A 23014-nucleotide genomic window follows, 5' to 3' on the forward strand; every position below is an offset into this window, starting at 1 on the left:
CAGTCACAACCACACTTACACTCGACCTATTTAAGGAAGACTTCATACGCAGGGTTTCGTCTCATCGAATGCACATTTCTTCACACGCATTTATTTTTTTGACCTATGGCCGATTCTTATTGAACCAGTGCTCTATGTTCATCTAACCAGACCTGTAAAGGAGGTGAGGCTGTATCTGAAATGAACAAAAAGTAAGGTAGAGCGGCGTCTACGCATTCGAACTTCATTGCACTACTCGCACCGCCACAGGACTAATGATTGGATTCATTCACAGAGAAGGGTACTTGAACTAAGACAAACCAAAAAACCGGGTAAAAGGAGTGGAAAAGTTTGATTAAATTAAAGCCTTTACGAAAACCCGTCTCCATGGGGCTCTCGCTCCTCCTTGCATTTTCACTGGCAATTCCGGTTTCTGCACAACATTCTAATTCATCCACAATTGATATGAAGTCCGGCCTGGCCGAGGTAACAACATCCAAAGTGAATGCCAAATTGACGAAAGAATTCGAAGGCAGCGAATATGTAACCTATCTTGTCAAAATGAAGGAACAGGTAGACACCGCAGCCGTCTCCAAGCAAGCTATGGAAAAGGCAACGATTGCCAAAGAAACACCTTCAGCAACCAAGTTGTCTGTTCGCAACTCTGTGGTGAGTTCACTTCGCGAAACAGCCTCGCGAACCCAATATGCCATTGAGCATTATCTTGAAAAGGAAATTGACCTGGGCAAGGTCAAAGAATATAAAAGCTATTTTATCGTGAATTCACTCGCGGTAACCAGTACAAAAGAAGTGATGGAGCAGATTGCGTCGCTGCCTGAGGTAGAGAAAATTTTACCGAACGAGACGAGGTACCTGCAAAAGGCGGAAACGAGCAAGCAGTCTGCTACACTGGCACCAGCAAAGGATGCTACCCAATCTCCAGCGAAACAGCAGGCTGTGAATGGGCCTTCAACGAAAGAAGCAGATTCAAAGGTGAAGAAGCAGACCGAGAATGTGGAATGGAACATTGATTACATTAATGCACCTGCAGTATGGGAACGAGGTATTGATGGCACAGGCATCGTAGTAGCCAATCTGGACAGTGGAGTAGACTACACCCACCCAGCACTTCGCAGTAAATGGCGGGGGCTGGACGCTTCAGGCAACGTTGCTGATCCGGAACTTAGCTGGTACGATCCGCATAGTGGTGCGGCCCTTCCCGCTGATGAAGATGGACACGGTACCCACACAATGGGAACGATGGTGGGTTCCGAAGCGGATGGTAGCAATCAAATTGGCGTGGCGCCGGGTGCTAAGTGGATTGGCGTGCGTATCTTCAATCCGGAGACAACCGATGCCATTATTCTGGATGGTGGACAATGGCTCATTGCTCCAGTGGATGCCGAGGGTAATCTCCATCCTGAACTTGCTCCAGATGTGGTTAACAATTCATGGGGTGGTGGCGCAGGTCTGGATGAATGGTTTAGACCGATGGTTCAGGCTTGGCGGGATGCTCAGATTTTCCCTGAATTCTCAGCAGGGAATGTCCGTTTGACGAATCCGGGCGGTCCTGGTTCAGTTGCAAACCCGGCCAATTACCCGGAGAGCTTTGCTACTGGAGCAACAGACATCAATGGTAATCTGGCTTCCTTCTCGTTGCTTGGTCCATCCCCATACGATGAGATCAAACCCGAAGTATCTGCCCCTGGTGTGAACATTCGTTCAGCCGTGCCGGGAGGTACATATGAAGGTGGATGGAACGGCACTTCTATGGCAGGTCCGCATACAACGGCTCTTGCTGCACTGCTGCTTCAAGCCAACCACTCGCTGAACGTGGATCAACTGGAGCAGATCATTATGGATACAGCTACCCCGAGAACTGACAGCCAGTATCCTGTCTCGCCAAACAATGGGTACGGCCATGGAATCATTAACGCGCTGGATGCTGTTGGATCGGTTCTTGAAGGAGTCGGTACCGTCTCCGGAAGAGTAGTTACGGCCGGAGATGATCTGGAAGAACCGGTGTTAGAGCATGCGCCAGTCAATACAGCTTTTACCGGATTGGATATTCCTTTAACGGCACATGTGACGGATAATGTTGCAGTAGTTTCCGTTGAAGCTTTTGCTAGAACGAAGGGCACGAAGGAGTACGTCTACCTGCCGATGAGTCGAATCGAAGGAGACAGCAAAGCGGGTACGTACACGGCAACAATTCCAGCATTCTTGATTGAACCAGCTGGTGTGGAGTATTACATTCGTGTCAACGATTACGGCAACAATGGGTTCGAGAGCAAAGTATATAGCATTGCTGTATCCAATGGAGTGAAGCCTGGTTATCTTCAGGACTTTGAAGCGGATCAACTCGGATTCACAACCGGTGGCACGGGAAGTATCTGGAGCTGGGGAGCACCTGTGAGTGGACCGAAGGCAGCATATTCCGGGGAGAAAGTTATTGCTACTAACCTTCAAGGCACCTATCTGCCGAACAGCAATGCCTATCTTCTTGCTCCACCTATCGATCTGACAGAAAGTCCTGAGGGCGCATTGTTGACCTTCAAGCACTGGTATGATCTTGAGAATAATCTTGATTTTGGCAAGGTGTACATTGCTTCAGAGGATAGTGACTATGTGTTTGAAGAACTGCTCAGTTACACGGGAACAAGCGGTGAATGGAAAACACAGTACGTGGACCTGCGTGAATATGCCGGACAACAGGTGTTCATCCAGTTTAATCTGAACAGTGATGGAACAGTGCAGAAATCAGGCTGGTACATTGATGACTTTGCTGTACAGGAACTGGATGATATCGCTCCAGAAACACCTTCAGCATTGTCTGCAACCGCCGATGTTCTAGGGAATGTGACTCTGAACTGGACGGGATCAGCCGATGAGGATCTTGACTCTTATGTTGTGTATCGTTCCGAGACTGCAGGTTCCGGTTATGAGTCTCTGGGCACGGTGAAGGCTACGTCCTATACGGATACGACGACGGAGTCCAATACGACGTATTATTACACGGTAGCAGCAGTGGATTACAGTGGCAATGAGAGTGAGAAATCCAATGAAGTTTCCATCACAGTAGAAGTTCCAGAAGATATCTACATCGATCCGTTTGATGGAAACAATGATAATGGCTGGACGCATGCTGGAACTAAGGATGAATGGGAGAGAGGCATCCCGTTGACCGGTCCTTTGAGTGCGGTGTCACCGCCAAATGTATGGGCGACGGATCTCGACAATACGTATGAAAATGGCTCCAACTATTCCCTGATCTCTCCCGTGATTGATTTGAAGGATGTATCCGAGGCTACGTTAACCTTTAATCACTGGTATGAGATCGAGGGTGGATATGATTTTGGATATGTTGAAGTAACCCGAGATGGAGGAACCACCTGGACGGAACTTGGCAAATTCTCGCATAGCACCAACGGGAAACAGTGGACACCTGTCTTCTATGATTTGGATGAACTGACTGGCCAAGAAGTTCAATTCCGTTTCCGGTTAACCTCAGATAACAGTGTTGCGAGAGCAGGCTGGTTTTTGGATGATTTCCGTGTGCTGGGTGTTGCTACAGACGCGGTAACGGAAAATGATGCCGTGGTTATGGCTAGTGACAAACCAAAACCGAACTATGATAATCCGTGGTACAAAGTTACGCGTACAGACAAAGCCGAATTCAACAAAACCAAATCACAGGAACCAGCTGTTGAAAAACCCGGTACAGATGCGGTAGAGCCACTGAGCCTACCTGCTAGTGCAACCGTTACGGTGCTGGAAACCGGAAGATCTGTAAAAACAGATTCGTCTACAGGCAAGTACAGCTTCACTCATGTTGCAGGAGATTACACTTTAAAGGCTGAGGCGTATGGTTATTATCCGCAAACCAAAACGGTGACCATCTCTGATGGAGGCGGAGCCAAAGCTAATTTCAATCTCGAAACAATCCCTACAGGTCAGATTAAAGGGGTAGTTAAGGATGAACGCACAGGCCAGCCGATTGCAGATGCCTCGGTGCTGGTGGTGGAAGATGCCAAGGTAGCAGAAGTGCATACAGGAGCAGATGGAAGCTTCACACTTCAGGTGCTGGAAGGAAGTTATACCCTGTCGGTTCGGGCAGCCGACTATTACAGCAACAAAGTGACGGTGACTGTGCCAGGCAACGGCACGGTAGAGAGCACAGTCACGTTGAAACCATTCATCGGTTTCCCTGGTGAAATTGCTTATGATGATGGTTCAGCCGAGAATGCAAGAGCATTTAATGCAGCTGATAACGCATGGGCTGTCCGAATGACTCCAGAGCTTGAAACAGCACAGGTTACCGGGGCTTCGTTCCGATTCTGGAATACCGAATGGCCTGTACCTGGAGGGACAGCATTTAAATATGCGGTTTATGATGCGACAGGAACTGGTGGTGCACCAGGAAAATTGTTGGCGGGACCATTCGATGGTACTGCTCTGCGGAATGATCAATGGACATCCGTAGAGTTTCCGGAACCGATCATTGTGACAGGTGATTTCTACATTGTATATATTCAGAGCTTAGCAGGTACAAGTGCCCCTGGTTTGGCTACGGATGAGAACGGAACTAATGCTGAACGGAGTTGGCAGCGCGTAAGTGGGGCGTGGGGTCTATCCCCTGCTGAAGAGGGAAATTATATGATTCGTGCAGTCGTTAAACACCCTGTTAATGCACCGGTGCTTACGCCGCCAGCGAACACGTATACCAATCAATCTACCTTTACGATATCCGGAACATCTCCTGCTTCTGGAGCACAGATTAAGTTCTACAATGGTAAGGATGTTGCAGGAACAACAACCGTTAATAACGGAAAATTCTCACATGGAGTGAAACTGCGGACGGGTGTTAACGTGATCACCGCTGAGGCCATCATTGATGGTAAAACGACGGATCGTTCGCTTCCGGTAATTATCATTCTAGACCAGACCAAACCCCAACTGAACATTGTCAGCCCGGTAGAAGGAAGTCGGATCAATACCGAGGTGGTTCATGTGACGGGGAATGTGGTGGAACAATTCCTCGACAAACTTGTCGTGAATGGTCAGAAGGTGCAAGTCGACAAGGAAAGTAAGTTCAGTCATCGTGTGCTGGTAAACGAGGGTGAAAATAATATTACCATTGAGGCAACCGATCTTGCAGGAAATAAAACAACAGTAACGCGTGCGGTTTACGTTGAAACGGGATTGCCGCAAATTACGGATATCACGCCAGCGGAAGACGTAGTGATTACGTCAGGTGAGAGTGTTCCTGTTTCTTTCAAAAGTAAACCGGGATTGCAAGCCTCTTTCCGCATCCAGCTGCCGCTCAATCTCAATGCTGGTGGTGCTGGAGAGGTACCTCTGGTGGAGACGGAGCCTGGTCTATACACAGGGACATACACAACACCTACTTCTCTTGTTCTTGAAGGTGGAGTTATTGTGATCCGGGCACAGGATGTTGCAGGTAATAAGGCAGAGGCTCAAGCCGCTGGACGATTGTTTGTTCGTGCTGCCCAACAAGGAGAAGAAAAAGAAGAACAGCCTGCTGCTGAAAAAGAGGTGCAAGCAGGAAAGGATACGGAATCGGAACCTGCTAATTCAGGTGGCACGCCAACAGAGTCTTGAACCTGACTTGATTAGCAGAGACATGTAACCGACCGATAATTTAAAACGAGAGATTGGATCTGAATCAGTATCTGTATCTGGATCTGTATCTGATCCGCGCATTGAAAAAACGGCAAGCCTGAAACTCGAGGCTTGTCGTTTTTTTAGACGTTCTTCATCAGTTTATCAAGAGGATATATATGTCGTGATTTTATATATGAATTGTCGTGACTTCCGATTAAAAATAGATGAATCCTGTGATACCTTATAGATATCTTATAGATACATTAAAGGCACATTGTAGATATCTTACAGATAATTTGTCAGAATATTATATACTACGGAGGGAAGGTATTCGTGACCATTCGAATTGGCAAAATCAGTTTGTGGCATGTTCATGCATGGGACTACATTAAGCAAGCGCAGGAACATGAGGATACGGTGATGGCAGCCGTATGGGACGAAGAGCCAGAGCGCGGACAGGAAGCGGCAGATCGCTTGAACGTGCCTTTCTATGCCTCACTTGAAGATATGCTGGCTCAAGAGGACATCGATGCAGTAATTGTGGATGCACCTACACGTCTCCATCAAGAGGTGATCACGTCTGCTGCCAGAGCAGGAAAGCATATTTTTACCGAAAAAGTCATTGCCGCTACACAAGCAGAATCGGATGTTATTCTGAAAGAGGTTCAGGCAAACCAAGTCAAAATGACCGTCTCCCTTCCACGTCTCTATACCGGGTATACGGCGACCATTCAAGAGGTGCTTCAACAACAATTACTCGGTCAAATTACATACGTCAGGGCAAGATTATCCCATGATGGAGCCATCACAAACTGGCTGCCGCAGCATTTTTATAATCTGCAAGACTGCCAGGGCGGGGCACTGATTGATCTGGGTTGTCACCCGATGTACTTAACGCGATTGTTTTTAAATCAGGAAGTGACCGATGTGAACGCCAATTTTGGTTATGTCACAGGCAAAGACGTTGAGGATAACGCAGTGGCAACACTCTTCACAGCATCAGGAGCCGTTGGGGTGGTGGAAGCTGGATTTGTGAACAGTCACTCGCCTTTTACAATCGAAGTTCATGGCACAGAGGGTACATTGTTGTATGGTACGCCAGAGCCGAAATTGTTGATTCGCACAAAAGCAGCACAAGGGCAGTATACCGATTGGACGGAGCTCTCTGTTGCTGAAAATGTAGAAAGCGCATTCAATCAATGGGTGTCCCACATCCAGCATGATACGGAAGACAGCGCGAATATGGCTATGGCCATTGAATTAACTCGATTGATGGAGGCGGCTAATCGCTCAGCCAAAGAAGGTCGCCGAATCCGTCTCAGAGAACTGACTAGATCAGGTGAATAAGATTAGATTCGCTCAGTAAGGCACTAAGGAGGAAGTCATCTTGAGTCTGTATCCGTACGGGAAAATGCTTGATCGGCAAGATCTCCTCGAGCGGCTTGATATTACCGTAAACTGGGGGCAATACGAGATTCGTGTGCTGCGATTTCATCTGACAACGTTTCCGGCGGGTCGGATCGTGGATTTTCATAACCATGCGGAATATGAATTTCATTTCATACCTAAAGGCAAGGGAAAAGTAATTATGGATGATCAATCCCATACGCTATCGGAAGGCATGCTCTACCTTACCGGGCCAGGTGTGATTCATTATCAGGAGGCTGATGCCGAAGAGGACATGGATGAGTTATGTCTTCACGTAGATATTGTGCATAAACCGAGAGAACAAGTCGACCCTTGGGAAGCGGCGGAATCGGAGGAAACGATTGAAAAATTGAAGACACTTCCGCTTGTTCCGGTACAGGATTACCATCGGGCGATGTCCTGTTTTCTCGAAGCGTATGAAGCATGTGACCACAAGATGGTGGGCTACTATACCTCCATTAAACAGCTTGTGATCAGCATTTTACTCAAAGTGGTTCGGGCTTACGATACTGGAGGGATTCGAGTGGAAGTTCCTGCACGGGATATGACGGTGTACCGATATGATTATGCCGTTCAATATATGCAGGCCAATCATGCTTCGGCAGTGACGCTGGAGCATGTTGCTGAGAAGTTGCATATCAGTAGCCGCCAGTTGCAGCGTATCTTCTATCAAGTCCAGCCTGATATGCCGTTCAGCCGTGTACTCGAAGACATTCGCCTGCGTGCGGTATGTCGTCATCTACAAGAGAGCAAGGTGTCCATTGAGCAGATCGCACAGGCCTCCGGGTTTAACAACGCCAATTATTTACATGCTGTGTTTCGCAAACGCCTCGGGATGACCCCGTCGGCTTTTCGCAAATTAAAACAACCAATACTAAAGTGAGGGTGACGTATATGACTAAAATGTATCGTATTGGAATTATTGGCTGCGGCGGGATCGCAAATGGCAAACATCTGCCAAGTCTGAGTAAGCTTGCGAACGTTGAACTGGCGGCGTTCTGCGATATTGTCGAGGAGCGCGCCACAGAAGCGAAGAAGCAATACGGTTCTGCTGATGCGGAGATCTATACGAATTATGAAGAACTGCTAAAGGATGAGTCACTTGATATTGTACATGTGCTTACACCGAACATCTCTCACGCGGAGATTTCGATTGCGGCATTGGAGGCAGGCAAACACGTCATGTGTGAAAAGCCGATGGCGAAGACGGCGGCTGAAGCCCAGCTTATGTTGGAAGCTGGGGAACGTACAGGCAAAAAATTAACGATCGGATATAACAACCGTTTCCGTCAGGACAGTATGGTTCTGAAGCAACTGTGTGAAGCGGGTGTGCTAGGTTCGATTTATTTTGCTAAAGCCCATGCCATTCGAAGAAGAGCCGTGCCCACTTGGGGTGTGTTTCTGGATGAAGAGAAACAGGGTGGCGGCCCACTGATTGATATCGGAACACATGCACTCGATCTGACGTTATGGATGATGGACAATTATCAGCCGAGAGTCGTATTAGGAACGACACATCATGAACTCTCTCAGAGGGAAAATGCAGCCAATGCTTGGGGACCATGGGACCCGCAGAAGTTCTCGGTAGAGGATTCGGCCTTCGGTATGATCGTGATGGAAAACGGAGCGACCATCATACTCGAATCCAGTTGGGCGCTGAACTCATTGGATGTAGACGAGGCGAAGTGCAGCTTGAGTGGTACCGAAGCTGGTGCCGATATGAAAAATGGACTACGTATCAATGGTGAGAAGTTCAGCCGTTTATATACTCAAGAGATTGAACTTAGCTCCGGTGGCGTGGACTTCTATGAAGGTCAATCCGAAGATGCCCCTGATGTCGAGATGCGAAAATGGATTGAAGCCATCGATCAGGACCTGGAACCTGTAGTCACACCTAAGCAAGCGCTGGTCGTATCGCAGATTTTGGAAGCCATCTATGAATCGGCACGTACGGGCAAAGCCGTCTATTTCAACAATTAAGATTAGACCAAACAAAAATGTTATTCAGCAAAAACCTTTGTCCCTATTTATCAGGGCGGAGGTTTTTTGTGTTATTTTCCAGAACCAGAGGGAGCTGTCTATACCTGTTATGAATCCAGCACATAGGATGATAGATCATGATCTGAAAAGAGGGGAATGTTTTGACTAAAAATCGTACGCCTCTGGGTGTATCCATCGTTGTCTGCACCAACCGCCCACAATTTCTGGACAATATACTGCAAAATTATAGTCGTCAGCGATACAAGTGGAAAGAACTCATTATAATTCTGAATCTGGACAGCATGAACATGCGTTTAGTTCGGAAAAAGATAAAGAAATACCCGAATGTCCACGTATACCGGGTACCTGAGCGTATATCCCTAGGACAATGCTTGAACGCCGGCATCACAAGAGCCCGCTTCTCACTCATTGCCAAGATGGATGACGATGACTATTACTCTCCTTATTATCTAGAAGAACAAGTGCGCGCACTTCGGAAGACCGGAAGTGATATTGTGGGTAAACACTCTTGTCTAGTTTATTTGGAAGGCTCCCGAACCTTATTGATGAGGTCTCCTGCAGAGAAGAATAAACCTTCGGAATTTGTGCAAGGAGGTACGCTGTTATTTAGAAAAAAGGTATTAAAAAGAGTGCGATTCACCGATCGTTCCGTTGGAGAGGATGTTACATTTCTGAGACAATGCAGGAAAAGAGGCTACAAAACGTACGCGACCTCACCTTACAATTATGTGTATCTTCGCCGTCAGAACAAAAATAGTCATACCTGGAGAGCGGAGGATCAGTTCTATCTCGAAGGAAGTGAACGTCTTGCCGTGACTGAGAATTTCAGACCTTTTGCCAATAAAGAACGCTAGTGTATGACATCAAAATTCCCCTTAATGAAAGAGGTTCTCGCTATCAGCGGAGCGTCTTTTTTTCTTTGTTTCTCAATGCTCTTCGATATGTGAGAGGGATGTCTCAATCCAACATTAAAATTAAATCTGGCATTTTATTAAAAAAAGTATTGCATATAAGTTTAGTCGGAATTATATTAATGGTATAAGGTCTAGACCATTTACAGATCGGAGTGTTCTGATGTCTAATCCATTCTCCTTTCGATTCGAGAAAGTATCCACTAAGAAGGTTAGTGAATTTATTCGAGAACAGCTGGAGGAAGCCATTATTTTAAAAGAGTTAATGAGTGAGGAGCAGCTTCCCACAGAGCGGGATTTAGCCGAGATGTTTGACGTGAGCCGCATAACGGTTCGTGAAGCACTCTCCGCTCTGGAAAATAAAGGGCTAATTGAAAAAAGAGTAGGTGCTAAAGGTGGAACTTTTGTTCTACCGCTGACAGCCAATTCTCATAAACGCACCAAAGAAGAGATTAAGCAGGATTGGGCTAAGATGCTCAGGGTATTTGAATACCGAACGATTATCGAGCCGGAGTCAGCTTTCCTCGCTGCTGAGCGAATCACCGCTGACGAACTGGAACTGCTCTACAACTATATGGAGCAAAGCATTGAGCCGGACTGCACGAGGGAATGGTTCCGGGCACTGGATGTGAAATTTCATCTGACCATAGCCAAAGCGTCTGGCAATCCTTACTGCGAAAGAGCTGTCAGACAAATTCGTACCAAGATTAATCCGGCACTGGATCTGATGCCATATAACGAGCGAATTCGTTCTGTGAACTACGAAGTACATATGGAGATTCTTGAAGCTCTGAAGGCGAGAGACAGCGTAAGATCACGGGATACGATGAAAAGGCATATTGCATTTTCGGCCGATGCGATCTATGCCCGGCTGGTGTCCGAATCCGAGTAACATGAAGGGAATGACATTCAATGAAACAATCTGAGTTAATACAGAAGGCTCAGCCATTACAAGCCAAGTTAAGTGCTTGGCGCAGGGACTTGCATCGCCATCCGGAGATTGGTTATGAGGAACATCGAACCTCGACCATTGTAGCCGAGCATCTGGAGAGCCTTGGACTTGAGGTTACACGCCATGTTGGACAGACCGGTGTAACGGGCCTTCTTCGTGGAGAGACAGATGGACCTACCTTTGCCCTTCGAGCTGATATGGACGCTCTACCTATTGAAGATCTGAAATCGGTGGAATATCGTTCAACCGTGAAGGGCAAGGCACATCTATGTGGTCATGATGCGCACACATCCATTCTGATGGGAGCGGCCGAACTGCTTACAGGGCTTGGCAGACCCAAATCAGGCAACATCAAATTTATTTTTCAGCCCGCCGAAGAAGGACTAGCCGGCGCAAGATCCATGATCCAGGATGGAGTACTTGAAAACCCAAAAGTAGATGCCATTGCCGGTTTACATATGACGCCTGGCCAGGATACGGGGACTGTCGGTGTCAGCCAAGGGGTTGCCTTTGCATCGGCTGATCCGCTTGTTATTAAGATTCATGGTAAGGGTGGGCACGCGGCTCGTCCGCATGAAGGTGTTGATGCCATTGCCGTATCAGCTCAGGTCATTACCGCACTCCAGAACATCGTCAGTCGCATGGTTGATCCACTTGAGCCAGTAGTCGTCACGATTGGTAAAATTACCGGGGGTTACATGGGCACCGCCATTGCACCTGAAGTGGAGATGATTGGAACGGTTCGCACCTTATCTCCTGCTGTGAGGGAACGGATGCCAGCTCTGATCCAACAAGTGGTGAGCGGTATCTGCGGTTCATTCGGGGCTGAATGTGAAGTCGTCTATGGTGACGGTTATCCGGTGGTCGTGAACGACCTGGGTATGGTTGATCTCCTGACGGATGTTTGTGAAGAGGTGAACGCGCAGAAGGGGTGGAGTTATATTAAACCTTCAACAGGCGGCGAAGATTTCGCTTTTTATTGCGAGCATGTGCCTGGTGTGTTTTTTCGGTTGGGATCGGGCAACGAAGAGGAGCGTACACGATATCCGCTTCATCACCCGAAATTTGATCTTGACGAAACGGTTATGCCTTACGGCGTAGGCTTGTTGTCAGCAATTGCACTTGAATATCTGGCAAGAAATACAACTTCCAAGGGGGAAGAATGACAATGAAAAAGAAACAATGGACAGGCTTGTGGATTACATTACTGGCAATCGTGATGGTGTTAAGTGCATGCAGCGGAGGTAGCCAAGGTACGGCAACAACATCCGAGGGAAGCGGAAGCGAAGGTGCAACTGCAAGCAGCACGTTAACCATAGCGGCAGCAACAGACATTGAGAGTTTTGATCCTCATAACAATAACAACACAGCTAGTGAAGCTGTAATCGTTAACGTGTTTGATTATTTGATCAAAAATGACAGTGAGCAGAAAAAAGTACCTGGACTCGCTACATCATGGGAGCAAGTGAATGATACCACATGGAGATTCAAGCTGCGTGAAGGGGTGACGTTCCATAATGGAGATCCGTTCACATCGGCAGATGTGAAGTACACCCTCGAGCGTGTAGCCAAAGACAATACACTTAAACAAAACAGTTATTTTAAAAACATTGTTGAAGTGAAAGAGGTAGATGAGCTAACGGTAGACATTATTACCGATGGACCGGACCCGCTGCTTCTTAACCGTTTATCCAAAATGGGAGCTGGCATTCTGCCTGCCAAATATATTGCAGACAAGGGTATGGACACGTTCCTGAAAGAGCCAGTAGGTACAGGACCATACAAGTTCAGTAAATGGACCAAAGACGACCGTGTAGAGCTTGTGAAAAATGAAAGCTATTTCGGTGATGAACCGAAGTGGAATACCGTGGTGTTCCGCGTCATCCCTGAAGCTTCCACGCGTGTATCCGAGTTGTTAGCTGGCGGAGTTGACGTTGCAGCATCGATCCCGTCGACGGACATTGCTAGAATTGAAGGCGAAGCGGATAAAAAGATTGTGAAAGCGCCGATTCAACGTGTTCTTCAACTGATCTTCAGACAAACCGAAGGCAGCATTACAGCTGATCCAAAAGTTCGTGAGGCAATTGATTTAGCCATTGACAAACAAGGGATTGTAGATAGCATAGCGGGCGGAGCAGGTATCGTTACAAGAACATCCGTAACACCTGGCAACTTTGGGGCAGATCCATCCTTGTACAAGGCATCTCTGTACGACCTGGAGAAAGCAAAGCAACTTCTGAAAGAAGCAGGTTACGCTGAAGGGGAAGCAGAGATGACCATCTCCGTTTCTTCCCAGTACAAGGAACAGGCTGAAGTGGTTGCTGCGATGCTAGACCAAGCCGGATTCAAAATTAATCTGGACGTACTTGAGCCGAGTGCATTCAGCGAGCGTTATAGCTCCAAATCGTTCAAGGAAATTTTCATGATTGGTATCGGAAACTCCCTATTTGATGCTTCAAATAACTATAACCGATACATGAAGGAAGAAGCTAAAGGAGAATCCGACTACAACAATCCGGAAGTAGAGAAACTGCTGCAATCTGCACTTGTGAACATGGATCCTGAATCCCGTGAAAAAGAATATCAACAAGTACAGCAGATTTTTGCAGAAGAGCGCCCAGCCGTATATTTGTATCAGATGGAAGGCGTTTATGGAACCAATGACAAAGTGAACTTTGCACCGCGCAGTGACGAAATGTTCTATGCGGACGAGATTACACCTGCTGCAAAGTAACATCAGGCTAAACCACCTGTCATTGCAAGGATGAGCTGTGAACGGCAGGGACCGAATGAAACAGGTTCCTGCCGTTCTTTTTTTAAAAGGGGAGGTGAATCGGAAGTGGTAAAATATGTTTTCAGATCTCTGTTACAGATTATTCCAGTGCTTTTTATCGTTTCTTTAATCGTATTTGTTCTGGTCCGCGTAACAGGAGATCCTGTTGCTCTGATGCTACCTGAAACTGCAACAGCAGAAGATCGGGCAGTGTTAACACAGGCACTGGGCCTGGACCAGCCGCTGTACACACAATATATCAAGTTTTTGGGCAATGCCATTCAAGGGGATTTCGGCCAATCCTTCCGCTACGGTCAGCCCGCACTTGAACTGGTACTTGAACGATTGCCTGCCAGCTTCGAGCTTGCTGCTGCAGCGATGATATTTGCAATAATGATGGCTGTGCCGCTGGGCGTTATTTCTGCGGTGAAACGAAACTCGTTTACCGACCTCCTCATTTCAGGTATTTCCGTTGTTGGCAAGGCGATGCCTAACTTCTGGATGGGAATTATGCTGATTCTTTTGTTTTCGGTCATCCTTGGGGTGTTGCCCGTATCGGGACGCGGTGGCTTGTCACACCTGATTCTACCGGCATTTACCCTTGGAGTCGGGTTGGCTGCACAGATGACACGTCTCATTCGATCAAGCATGTTGGAAATATTGAATCAGGATTACATTCGCACAGCACGCAGCAAAGGACTTGGCCGATTAACCGTAATTGTAAAACATGCATTTCGCAATGGTTTGATTCCGGTTGTCACGATTATGAGCCTTCAGTTTACAAGTTTGATCGGGGGCACCCTGATTACCGAAACGGTATTTTCCTGGCCTGGTTTGGGTCAGTTGCTGGTTGTAGCCGTGAATACGCATGACATGGCCATTGTGCAAGCCGCGGTGTTTGTAATTGCCATTATTGTTGTTGTTGTTAATATTCTAACGGACGTGTCTTATAGACTGCTGGACCCGCGTATCAAATATGACTAGAAGGAGGTGCGATCTATGAGAGACAGCAATGACATATCGGTCCTGGATCAGAAACAGGGAAACAACGAGAAACACACGCTTGCCGGAATTCGTTCTATATGGCAGCAACTAATCCACAGCAAAACCGGGCTGCTTGGTGCTGTGATTGTATGTATTGTTTCGCTGATTGCTATAGCCGCACCTCTGCTAACAAGTCATGACCCAGCTGCGGTGAATCCGCTGAACCGTCTTAAACCGCCTGTATGGCTTGAAGGTGGAACAGCTGAATACTGGCTAGGTACCGACAATCTGGGTAGAGATATGTGGAGCCGTATCGTATATGGCGCTCGTGTATCGTTGATTGTCGGTATGGGGGCCGTGATAGTCTCGGGAATTCTGGGAGCGATTCTGGGCTTGATCTCGGGATTTTACGGAAAATGGCTGGATGCTGTTATTATGCGTGTAGGTGATGCATTCTTGGCTATTCCGACCATTCTGTTTATGTTAGTGGTGATGGCTATTGTTGGCCCAGGTCTGACAACTCTGATCTTTGTTATCGGTGTAACGAATTGGGTTCCATTCACACGTGTAGTCCGAAGTGAGGTGCTCAGCCTTAAAGAACGAGATTTCGTATTTGCCGCCAAGTCTATCGGTGCTAAGAACAATCGGTTAATTCTGAAACATATTCTACCGAACATCCTTTCCTCTTTTATTGTCATATGCGGTATGAATGTAGGTACAACGATCATTATGGAAGCTTCACTGAGTTTCCTGGGACTAGGAATCAAACCTCCAGATGTATCTTGGGGTGGTATGTTGAGTGACGGACGACAGTATGTAGCAACAAGCTGGTGGGTCGCTACATTCCCCGGACTTGCAATTACATTTACCGTACTGGGGGTTATTTTCCTAGGGGATTGGCTCAGGGATGTCCTTGATCCTCGTACAGAAACGACTCATAAATAAGAGCGGAAGGGAGATAGAGTTTAATGAAAAAAAGTCGGATTATTCCAGAGGATTTGGTTCACTATCGCTGGATCAGTCAACCTGTGATCAGTGCAAAAGGTCAGGTTGCATATGTGGAACAGACAATAGATCAGGTGAAGAACGAATATAACACTCAGATTCGTGGAATCTCGCTCGATGGTACAGAGGATGTAGCGCTGACCCATGGAACAAAAGATTCCTCCCCTGCATGGTCGCCGGACGGAAACGAGCTGACGTTTATACGCTCCACGCAGGCTGGAAGAGGACTTTGGTCTCTTCAGACGGAGGGCGCGGAACCGACCATGCTCATATCTCCTGAATACAAGATCATAAGTTATATCTGGTCACCCGATGGGAAATATATTGCCTTTACCAGTAAAGTTCAGCTCAACACAGATGAATGCTTGAACGATGAGAAGCCAAGTACAGAAAGTACTGAACTAGCAGCTCTGTCAACAGCTGTATTACGTGGAAAGGTGTATGAACGGACTACGCCCAAGGAAGAAGGTTCAGGGTGGTGGGATGGTCAATACAGCCATCTTTTCCTTTACGAGTTTCATAGTGGACAGATCACACAGATGACGCCTGAATTATGGAATATTACGACACCGGTTTGGTCACCGGATAGCCTGAAGCTTGCATTTATCTCCAAACAAGCAAAAGAAGAGGGTATGGACCCGGATCTTCAATATCACACAGATGTATATATGGTGCATATTGAGGAGAAGGGGGAAGCAGAACCTGTCAAAATTACGGATTCCAGCCTTCAGATTGGCCAGTTCTCGTTCACTCCTGACGGCAAACAGCTGATCCTCATTGCAAGTGATCGCAAATTTGGCAGTGGAAGTCATCATCGACTGTATACCATTCCCGCTCAGCGGGGGATGCCCAGGCTATTCGCACCGGAACTAGACATGCAGATCGGCAATGCTGCACTGGGAGACATGAAGTCGGCCAGTGCTTCGCCTTCACCTGTAATTAGCCGTTCATTCCCGCAGCAGGGGGTGTACGTTCTGGGCACGCATCATGGAAGTGTCGATGTATACCAGATTCAGTCGGACGGGAGCTGTGAGGCTATCACACCAGCGGGAGAAAAAGATGTGTATCAGTATACGTTATCCGCAGACGAGAAAACGCTGGTCGTTGCTGCTCTGACCGACACGCATCCAGGGGAGTTATACATTGTTGAGATGGGAAGCCGTACTATGTCCAGACTTACGCGCCGGAATGATGAGTTTATGAATAAGCGGATTGTGAACGTACCTAAAAGAATTCAGTTCTCCTCTTCGGACGGACGTCTGATTCACGGGTGGTTGGCTATGCCGGATATTTCCTCGGAAGAGAGATTGCCGCTGATTTTACAGATTCATGGTGGTCCTCACGCCATGTACTCCGGGTCTTATAGTCATGAGATACAGACACTTATCGCAGAGGGTTATGCGGTATTGTGGGTTAATCCTCGGGGAAGTATGGGATATGGGCAGGAGTTTGCTCAAGCTTGTCGAGGTGATTTTGGTGGTGGGGATTATCGAGATTTAATGGAAGCTGTAGATTATGTCCTGGCCTCCTATTCGATACTGGATGAATCCCGCTTGGGTGTTGCGGGCGGAAGTTATGGCGGGGTAATGACGAACTGGATTGTTGCTCATTCCAATCGCTTCCGGGCAGCTGTGACACAGCGTTGTATTTCCAACTGGTTGTCTATGTATGGCACGAGTGATATTGGTATATCGTACGTAGAAGGTGTAGTTGGGGGCAATCCAGCGGAGCACGCAGAATTTCTGTGGTCTCGTTCACCGCTTGCCCATGCGCATAAGATCGATACCCCGCTGCTGATCATGCACGGAGAGCAGGATTTTCGGACGCCGATTGCGCAAGCGGAAGAGTTGTATACTACGCTGAAGCGTTATGGTAAAACAACCAAGCTGATTCGCTATCCTGGCTCGAACCATTCTTTGCTCAAAAGTGGCAAACCGTCACTGCGTGTTGATAGCTTCGAACAGGTGAACACATGGTTCAAGCAGTATTTATAGTCTGTCACCATACCCAACATCCAGAAAACCGCTATTGCAGCGGTTTTTTTGCATTTTTGGTTTATGTAAAGGAAGTTGAAGAATTTGAATTTCTTAATAGGATGATATATAGTTTATTCATGTGATAGTATTATCTATCAAAAATACAATTTGGACTATCAAAAGAGTTGTATTGAGCACCATTTTTATACCCCAGATAGTAGATCAGATTCAAATCACATTGTAAGGAGTGAGGTTATGAGCGCAGTATCTATTGTAAAAGCAAGCCCCCACACTACTGTTGGAGGAAGACTAACCGAAATGGCACTTGATTACATGAAATTCTCTCTGGCTGGATCCAAAGAACCCGCAGTAATTAATAGAACGTTTCAAAAACTCTGGCGAGCTCGTAACAATCGATTTAGTCACGAATATGCCTACGAAGCCGTGCAGGATGGTATTACATTGGGAATGATAATGTGTTATCCAACAAGACTGATGAATAAGCTGGCGCTGCCTACGTTCTCGCAACTATTTAAGCTTCACCAATGGAAGCTGATCGGATACAACCTGCGTAACTGGAAAGAGTTCTATACCATGGTGACTTTAAAAGAAGGAGAACTGGATGAATATCATATTGGAACGATTGCTACGCTACCGGAAAGCAGAGGGCTTGGGTTGGGTACGAAGTTGATCCTGCATGCCGAGAAGCAGGCTATCCTGCAAGGGTTCGCGAAGTCATCATTAACAGTCAAGCAAGAGAATGCAGGTGCAATTAAACTGTATGAACGTCTGGGATATAGAAAGGTCGGAGAAATCAGAAAACCTGCTGTATCGATGTACAGAATGTGCAAAAACCTATTGTAAAACTTCTATAGAAGTCGTTATGGTATAGTAGAATCAGCGTTGTTTTTTAAATCGGTAAATGTACCACTTAACCCAAACGAGGTGTACTATGTATCAATACAGGGATCAAGAATATGAAGCCGTTCATTTTGAAGGACGCGATCTGCGCTATGGTGAATTGACGAGCTGTGTATTCAGGCAATGTACATTCATGAATGCTTCTATGGAAGAAATCGAGACGAGCCATTGTCGTTTTATAGAATGTGATTTCAAGGGCGCATTGATGAACGGATCGATGCACACGGAGTCAGCGTTTGAAAATTGCATGTTTGGCGGAGCGAACTTATTCGCCTCTAAATTCACAGCTTGTAAAATGACAGGATCTGATTTCGCGGGTGCCCAGATGGACGGAGTTTCACTTGTAAAAGGAGACTGGTCTTATACCAATCTGAGACATACTCGGCTGGGAAAACAGGATTTGCGAGGGATTCGTTTCTTCGAAGCCGATCTCAGTGAATGTGATCTGACCAAAGCAGACTTGCGTGATTGTGACCTCACCAGAGTATCCATGAGCCGGGTGAAGCTCGAGGGTGCCGACTTGCGAGGGGCCATTTTGGAAGGAATTGATCTAAAATCATTGGATTTCAAAAAGGTACGCATTGATCGTGAACAGGCAGTTCTTATAGCCCGCTCACTTGGAGCGAAGGTCGATTAATTTGGAGCAAGAGTGAGGTGTAGTTCTTACTATGAAAACAGAAAAATTAACCTTCAAGCAGAACCGAATGAACACGATATTAGATGAAGCAACGAAGCTGCTTATAGACAAGCCAAATGCGTCTATGAATGACATAGCTGAGGCTGCTAACATTGGCATCGCAACGTTACATAGATATGTGGAAAGCCGTGAACAGCTCATGATTCATCTAGCTATGCGAGCCATCGAGGTTGTTGATGAGACGTTGGAGCATATTAAGCTGGATGAGAGTCGTGTTGAGCAATATATCCCCGATCTGATTGAAGCACTCATACCTTTGGGGGACAAAATTTATTTTCTGGCTCATGATACTACCGTCCATTATAACGCCGAGATTGAAGGAGCAGACCAGAAGCTGAGGGAACCCGTGCTGAACGCCATTGGCGTGCTCCAAAAGAAAGGATTCTTTCGATCCGATGTGGAGACAACGTGGATTGTGGAAGTGCTGTATTCGGTCCTCTTTCTGACATGGCAGCAAGTGATCCGTGGCAATATCGCCCAGAAAGCTGCTCCCGCCCTTGTCGTAGAAACATTCTATCATGGTTTTGTTGCGAAATAATCTAAATAAGAGATGTGTGTGGAAAAAGAAGTGCATAACAAAAGCCGCAGAAGAAACTGCGGCTTTTTGATATTCCGATGAATGATGTTACGATAATTTGTGCGTTTTATTTATAGTGCAAACTTTGCTATTAGCTGTTCCGATGCTGGCATCAAAGGCAACCGCAACTGGTCCGAAGAGATAATACCTTCTTTAGCAAGCAGATGTTTTAACATTGCCGGAGCAGGCTCCTCAAATAGATGTCGAATAAACGGCAGTAACTCCGTATAGATCTGGTAAGCCTCTTCTTTTTCGCCGGCAACAAAACGGGTATACACCTCGAGGAAACGCTTCGGACTCACTCCAGCAGATGCCATCATACCGCCGGTCGCGCCTTTCGTTAACATATCATAGAAGAATGTATCATCTCCGCACAAAATCGGCTTGGAGCCGGTGCGTACCAATTCAGTCATCAGTTCAAGGTCGTTTGTGCTGTCCTTAAGACCAATAACACCGTCCAGGTTCATGATTTTTTTCATCATCTCTATGGAAACCTTCACGCCAGTACGTGCTGGGATTTCATATACCATTACAGGTACGCCTACTTCAGCGGCCATACGGAAGTGTTCATAAATGCCGGCTTCGGTAGGTCTATTATAGTATGGAGTTACGACAAGAACCGCATCAGCGCCGAGGTCTGCGGCCATCTTGGTTCTTTTCACGGTTGAAGCAGTATCATTGGTTCCAGTGCCAACCACAATAGGTACGGAGGAATTGATGCTGCTCAGTGTTTCCTTCGCGGCCTTCACAAGCTGTTCCACTTCGTCCCATGTCACGGTAGGTGATTCTCCTGTCGTGCCATTAATCACCAAGCCATGAATACCGCTCTCTGCCATAACTTTGATGTAATTGCGGAACGAAGGAAGATCGAGTTCGCGCTCCTTGGTAAAAGGTGTGATTACAGGTATATAGATACCATGAACCTGTTGTTCGGTTAACATTGTATGACCCCCATATGTATGTTGGAATTCCATTACATTCACTTTACCATAGGAAAAGGTATCATAGTTAGCTATAATAGATGATGGGTCTTATCAATAATTTCGATGACGTGAGGGAATAGATATGGATTTGAATTATTTTCAAACCTTTCGTGAGGTTGCTTTGAGGCAAAGCTTTACCAAGGCGGCCGAAGAGCTTGGCTACGCACAGTCCAGTGTGACAACCCAGATTCAAAAACTGGAAAAAATCTATCAAGTCAAATTATTCGAACGATATAATAACAACAAAATTAGGCTGACTTCAGCGGGGGAAGAGTTATACAAGCTTTCCGGACAGATACTGGAGATATTTGAACATTCACAGGAGAAGCTGACCAAGCAGGGTGGGGGTTCACTAACCATCGCTACGATGGATTCACTTGCCTCATATTATCTGCCAGCACCTATTCAAACCACACGCACACAATATCCTGAGCTTAGTATACGACTGCAGACTGATCGTGAAGATCTGATTTTACAAAAAGTTAGAGAGGGAGAGGCGGATGTCGGCCTGATTCTAGCCAATGCTTCGTCTGATTCGGGATTACAGTGGATCACCATTCGGGAGGAACCACTGGTACTCATTGTGAATTCAGACCATCCCCTTGCGGCTCAATCCGAGGTCACATTGAATCATCTTGCGAATGAAGAATGGATCATGCCAGAGGATTCGTGTAATTACAGACAACTACTGGAAAAGATACTCAGAAAGAATGGAATTCCTTATAAAGTAGCATTGGAGCTAGGGAGTCCTGAGGCAATTAAGCGAAGTATTATGGCTGGCCCAGGTATCTCGCTATTGCCACAGATGATTGCGATGGACGAGATTCAGAGACAGGAGCTTACCGTACTGCCTTTGGTTCATACTGATTTCACAATGGAGATTCAGCTTGTAATTCATGCTCGGAAATGGATCTCTCATGCGTTAAGACAATTCATTATTAATCTGGGGGCCAAAGAATCAGATTGGCTACCTGTAGAGGCAGAAAGCTAAGCAGCTTATGTGAGTTATTTTTTCAATATAAAGTAATAGATATTAAGAGTTTTATGAATGAAAGGAATATTGGCATGAAAAAAGTTATCGTCATCGGAGCAGGCATATTAGGGGCATCTACCGCCTATCATTTAGCCAAATCAGGTGCTGAAGTATTGCTTGTTGACCGGAAAGATACGGGGCAGGCAACTGATGCGGCGGCTGGTATTATCTGCCCATGGTTGTCCCAGCGCCGGAATCAGGACTGGTATCAGCTGGCTAAGGCGGGAGCGCGTTATTATCCTGGCCTTATTGCTGAATTGGAACGTGATGGGGAGACGGAGACTGGGTATGCGCAGACGGGCGCACTCAGTATTCATACCGATCATGACAAATTGAATAAGTTGGTCGAACGAGCCAAGTTGCGTAGAGAAGATGCACCAGAGATGGGCAACATTACATGGCTGGATGAAAAAGAAACACGGGAACGTTTTCCGATCCTTCGGGAAGGTTACTCATCTGTACATGTTAGTGGCGCTGCCCGTGTGGATGGAAGAGCACTCCGTGATGCGTTGATTCGTTCTGCACAGCGGCAGGGTGCTAGGCTTTTGGAGGGCGAAGCTCGGCTGCTCTGTGAGGACGAACAGGTGACGGGCGTTGAAGTAAATTCAGAGCGTTACGGGGCCGATATGGTTGTGGTGTGTGCAGGTGCTTGGGCAAATGAATTGATGGAGCCACTTGGCATTCATTTTAAAGTTCATTATCAGAAGGCTCAGATTATTCATTTACGAATTTCTCATCAACAAAATACAGGTCATTGGCCCGTCATTATGCCGCCTACAGACCAGTATCTACTCGCCTTTGCAGAACAGAAGATGGTCATTGGGGCAACCCATGAAAATGATGTTGAGGGTTATGATACACGAATTACTGCCGGAGGTATGCAGGAGGTGTTGAACAAAGGATTGGAGCTGGCTCCTGAGCTTGCTAACAGTACTCTTGATGAGGTAAGGGTTGGTTTTCGTCCGTTCACACCTGGATTTCTGCCGGTTATGGGAACGGTGCCTGGATGGTCCGGTCTGATTACAGCCAATGGTTTGGGAGCTTCCGGTCTAACGATGGGACCGTACATCGGCAGTCAGCTTGCCAAACTGGCGATGGATATAGAGCCGGATATCAATATGGATGCATACGACGTAAGTAAAGCAATTGAGTTGAAGGAAGAATAAAAA

Annotated in this window: 17 protein-coding genes; 16 read left to right on the forward strand and 1 reads right to left on the reverse strand. The window is 46.7% G+C overall.

Annotated elements, in window-relative coordinates; genetic code table 11:
* The first annotated feature begins 330 nt into the window (after window positions 1-330).
* The 14 genes from PQG66_RS05310 (at window position 331) to PQG66_RS05375 (ending at window position 19790) form a co-directional block, all read left to right on the forward strand.
* Entirely contained in the window at window positions 331-5601 is a 5271-nt protein-coding gene (locus tag PQG66_RS05310) for a S8 family peptidase (protein WP_272035857.1), read from the forward strand.
* Between the two features lie 336 nt (window positions 5602-5937).
* The gene (locus PQG66_RS05315; RefSeq protein ID WP_272035859.1) at window positions 5938-6951 is read left to right on the forward strand and encodes a Gfo/Idh/MocA family protein; all 1014 of its coding nucleotides are present in this window, start codon (window positions 5938-5940) and stop codon (window positions 6949-6951) included.
* 40 nt (window positions 6952-6991) lie between these two features.
* Window positions 6992-7915, forward strand: coding sequence for an AraC family transcriptional regulator (locus PQG66_RS05320; RefSeq protein ID WP_272035861.1), 924 nt, complete (start codon window positions 6992-6994; stop codon window positions 7913-7915).
* 11 nt (window positions 7916-7926) lie between these two features.
* The gene (locus PQG66_RS05325) at window positions 7927-9012 is read left to right on the forward strand and encodes a Gfo/Idh/MocA family protein (RefSeq protein WP_272035863.1); all 1086 of its coding nucleotides are present in this window, start codon (window positions 7927-7929) and stop codon (window positions 9010-9012) included.
* A gap of 161 nt (window positions 9013-9173) precedes the next feature.
* Window positions 9174-9887, forward strand: coding sequence for a glycosyltransferase (locus tag PQG66_RS05330; protein WP_272035865.1), 714 nt, complete (start codon window positions 9174-9176; stop codon window positions 9885-9887).
* Window positions 9888-10107: 220 nt separating this feature from the next.
* Window positions 10108-10836, forward strand: coding sequence for a FadR/GntR family transcriptional regulator (locus PQG66_RS05335; protein ID WP_272035866.1), 729 nt, complete (start codon window positions 10108-10110; stop codon window positions 10834-10836).
* A gap of 20 nt (window positions 10837-10856) precedes the next feature.
* Complete coding sequence (locus tag PQG66_RS05340; protein ID WP_272035868.1) at window positions 10857-12062, forward strand: M20 metallopeptidase family protein; 1206 nt, start codon at window positions 10857-10859, stop codon at window positions 12060-12062.
* Window positions 12063-12064: 2 nt separating this feature from the next.
* On the forward strand, window positions 12065-13630 hold the full coding sequence (locus PQG66_RS05345; RefSeq protein ID WP_272035870.1) for an ABC transporter substrate-binding protein: 1566 nt from the start codon (window positions 12065-12067) through the stop codon (window positions 13628-13630).
* A gap of 105 nt (window positions 13631-13735) precedes the next feature.
* Window positions 13736-14653, forward strand: coding sequence for an ABC transporter permease (locus PQG66_RS05350; RefSeq protein ID WP_272035872.1), 918 nt, complete (start codon window positions 13736-13738; stop codon window positions 14651-14653).
* A gap of 15 nt (window positions 14654-14668) precedes the next feature.
* Window positions 14669-15598, forward strand: coding sequence for an ABC transporter permease (locus PQG66_RS05355; RefSeq protein ID WP_272035874.1), 930 nt, complete (start codon window positions 14669-14671; stop codon window positions 15596-15598).
* 23 nt (window positions 15599-15621) lie between these two features.
* Window positions 15622-17652 carry a S9 family peptidase gene (locus PQG66_RS05360; RefSeq protein WP_272035876.1) on the forward strand — a complete coding sequence of 677 codons (2031 nt, stop codon included), beginning with the start codon at window positions 15622-15624 and terminating at the stop codon, window positions 17650-17652.
* Between the two features lie 237 nt (window positions 17653-17889).
* Window positions 17890-18498 (forward strand): GNAT family N-acetyltransferase, encoded by a 609-nt coding sequence (locus PQG66_RS05365; RefSeq protein WP_272035878.1) that lies wholly within the window; start codon window positions 17890-17892, stop codon window positions 18496-18498.
* Window positions 18499-18586: 88 nt separating this feature from the next.
* Window positions 18587-19192 carry a pentapeptide repeat-containing protein gene (locus PQG66_RS05370; RefSeq protein WP_272035880.1) on the forward strand — a complete coding sequence of 202 codons (606 nt, stop codon included), beginning with the start codon at window positions 18587-18589 and terminating at the stop codon, window positions 19190-19192.
* 31 nt (window positions 19193-19223) lie between these two features.
* Complete coding sequence (locus tag PQG66_RS05375; RefSeq protein ID WP_272035882.1) at window positions 19224-19790, forward strand: TetR/AcrR family transcriptional regulator; 567 nt, start codon at window positions 19224-19226, stop codon at window positions 19788-19790.
* Between the two features lie 110 nt (window positions 19791-19900).
* Here the strand turns inward: PQG66_RS05375 and dapA are convergent, their stop codons facing one another.
* Window positions 19901-20770, reverse strand: a complete 870-nt coding sequence (gene dapA / locus PQG66_RS05380; RefSeq protein ID WP_272035884.1) for a 4-hydroxy-tetrahydrodipicolinate synthase — start codon at window positions 20768-20770, stop codon at window positions 19901-19903.
* Between the two features lie 124 nt (window positions 20771-20894).
* Between dapA and PQG66_RS05385 the strand changes: the two genes are divergently transcribed.
* Together PQG66_RS05385 and PQG66_RS05390 are read left to right on the forward strand one after the other, a co-directional pair.
* On the forward strand, window positions 20895-21803 hold the full coding sequence (locus tag PQG66_RS05385; RefSeq protein ID WP_272035890.1) for a LysR family transcriptional regulator: 909 nt from the start codon (window positions 20895-20897) through the stop codon (window positions 21801-21803).
* Between the two features lie 74 nt (window positions 21804-21877).
* Entirely contained in the window at window positions 21878-23011 is a 1134-nt protein-coding gene (locus PQG66_RS05390; RefSeq protein ID WP_272035894.1) for an NAD(P)/FAD-dependent oxidoreductase, read from the forward strand.
* Window positions 23012-23014: the final 3 nt, after the last annotated feature.

It is taken from the genome of Paenibacillus sp. JJ-100, from assembly GCF_948329825.1.
In the GTDB taxonomy this organism is placed as follows: Bacteria; Bacillota; Bacilli; order Paenibacillales; family Paenibacillaceae; genus Paenibacillus.

Excerpts from the sequence above, each read along its gene's own strand:
- PQG66_RS05325 (WP_272035863.1), top strand. The coding sequence starts at position 7,927 with ATGACTAAAATGTATCGTATTGGAATTATTGGCTGCGGCGGGATCGCA.
- PQG66_RS05335 (WP_272035866.1), top strand. The coding sequence starts at position 10,108 with ATGTCTAATCCATTCTCCTTTCGATTCGAGAAAGTATCCACTAAGAAG.
- PQG66_RS05340 (WP_272035868.1), top strand. The coding sequence starts at position 10,857 with ATGAAACAATCTGAGTTAATACAGAAGGCTCAGCCATTACAAGCCAAG.
- PQG66_RS05345 (WP_272035870.1), top strand. The coding sequence starts at position 12,065 with ATGAAAAAGAAACAATGGACAGGCTTGTGGATTACATTACTGGCAATC.
- PQG66_RS05355 (WP_272035874.1), top strand. The coding sequence starts at position 14,669 with ATGAGAGACAGCAATGACATATCGGTCCTGGATCAGAAACAGGGAAAC.
- PQG66_RS05360 (WP_272035876.1), top strand. The coding sequence starts at position 15,622 with ATGAAAAAAAGTCGGATTATTCCAGAGGATTTGGTTCACTATCGCTGG.
- PQG66_RS05365 (WP_272035878.1), top strand. The coding sequence starts at position 17,890 with ATGAGCGCAGTATCTATTGTAAAAGCAAGCCCCCACACTACTGTTGGA.
- PQG66_RS05370 (WP_272035880.1), top strand. The coding sequence starts at position 18,587 with ATGTATCAATACAGGGATCAAGAATATGAAGCCGTTCATTTTGAAGGA.
- PQG66_RS05375 (WP_272035882.1), top strand. The coding sequence starts at position 19,224 with ATGAAAACAGAAAAATTAACCTTCAAGCAGAACCGAATGAACACGATA.
- dapA (WP_272035884.1), bottom strand. The coding sequence starts at position 20,770 with ATGTTAACCGAACAACAGGTTCATGGTATCTATATACCTGTAATCACA.
- PQG66_RS05385 (WP_272035890.1), top strand. The coding sequence starts at position 20,895 with ATGGATTTGAATTATTTTCAAACCTTTCGTGAGGTTGCTTTGAGGCAA.
- PQG66_RS05390 (WP_272035894.1), top strand. The coding sequence starts at position 21,878 with ATGAAAAAAGTTATCGTCATCGGAGCAGGCATATTAGGGGCATCTACC.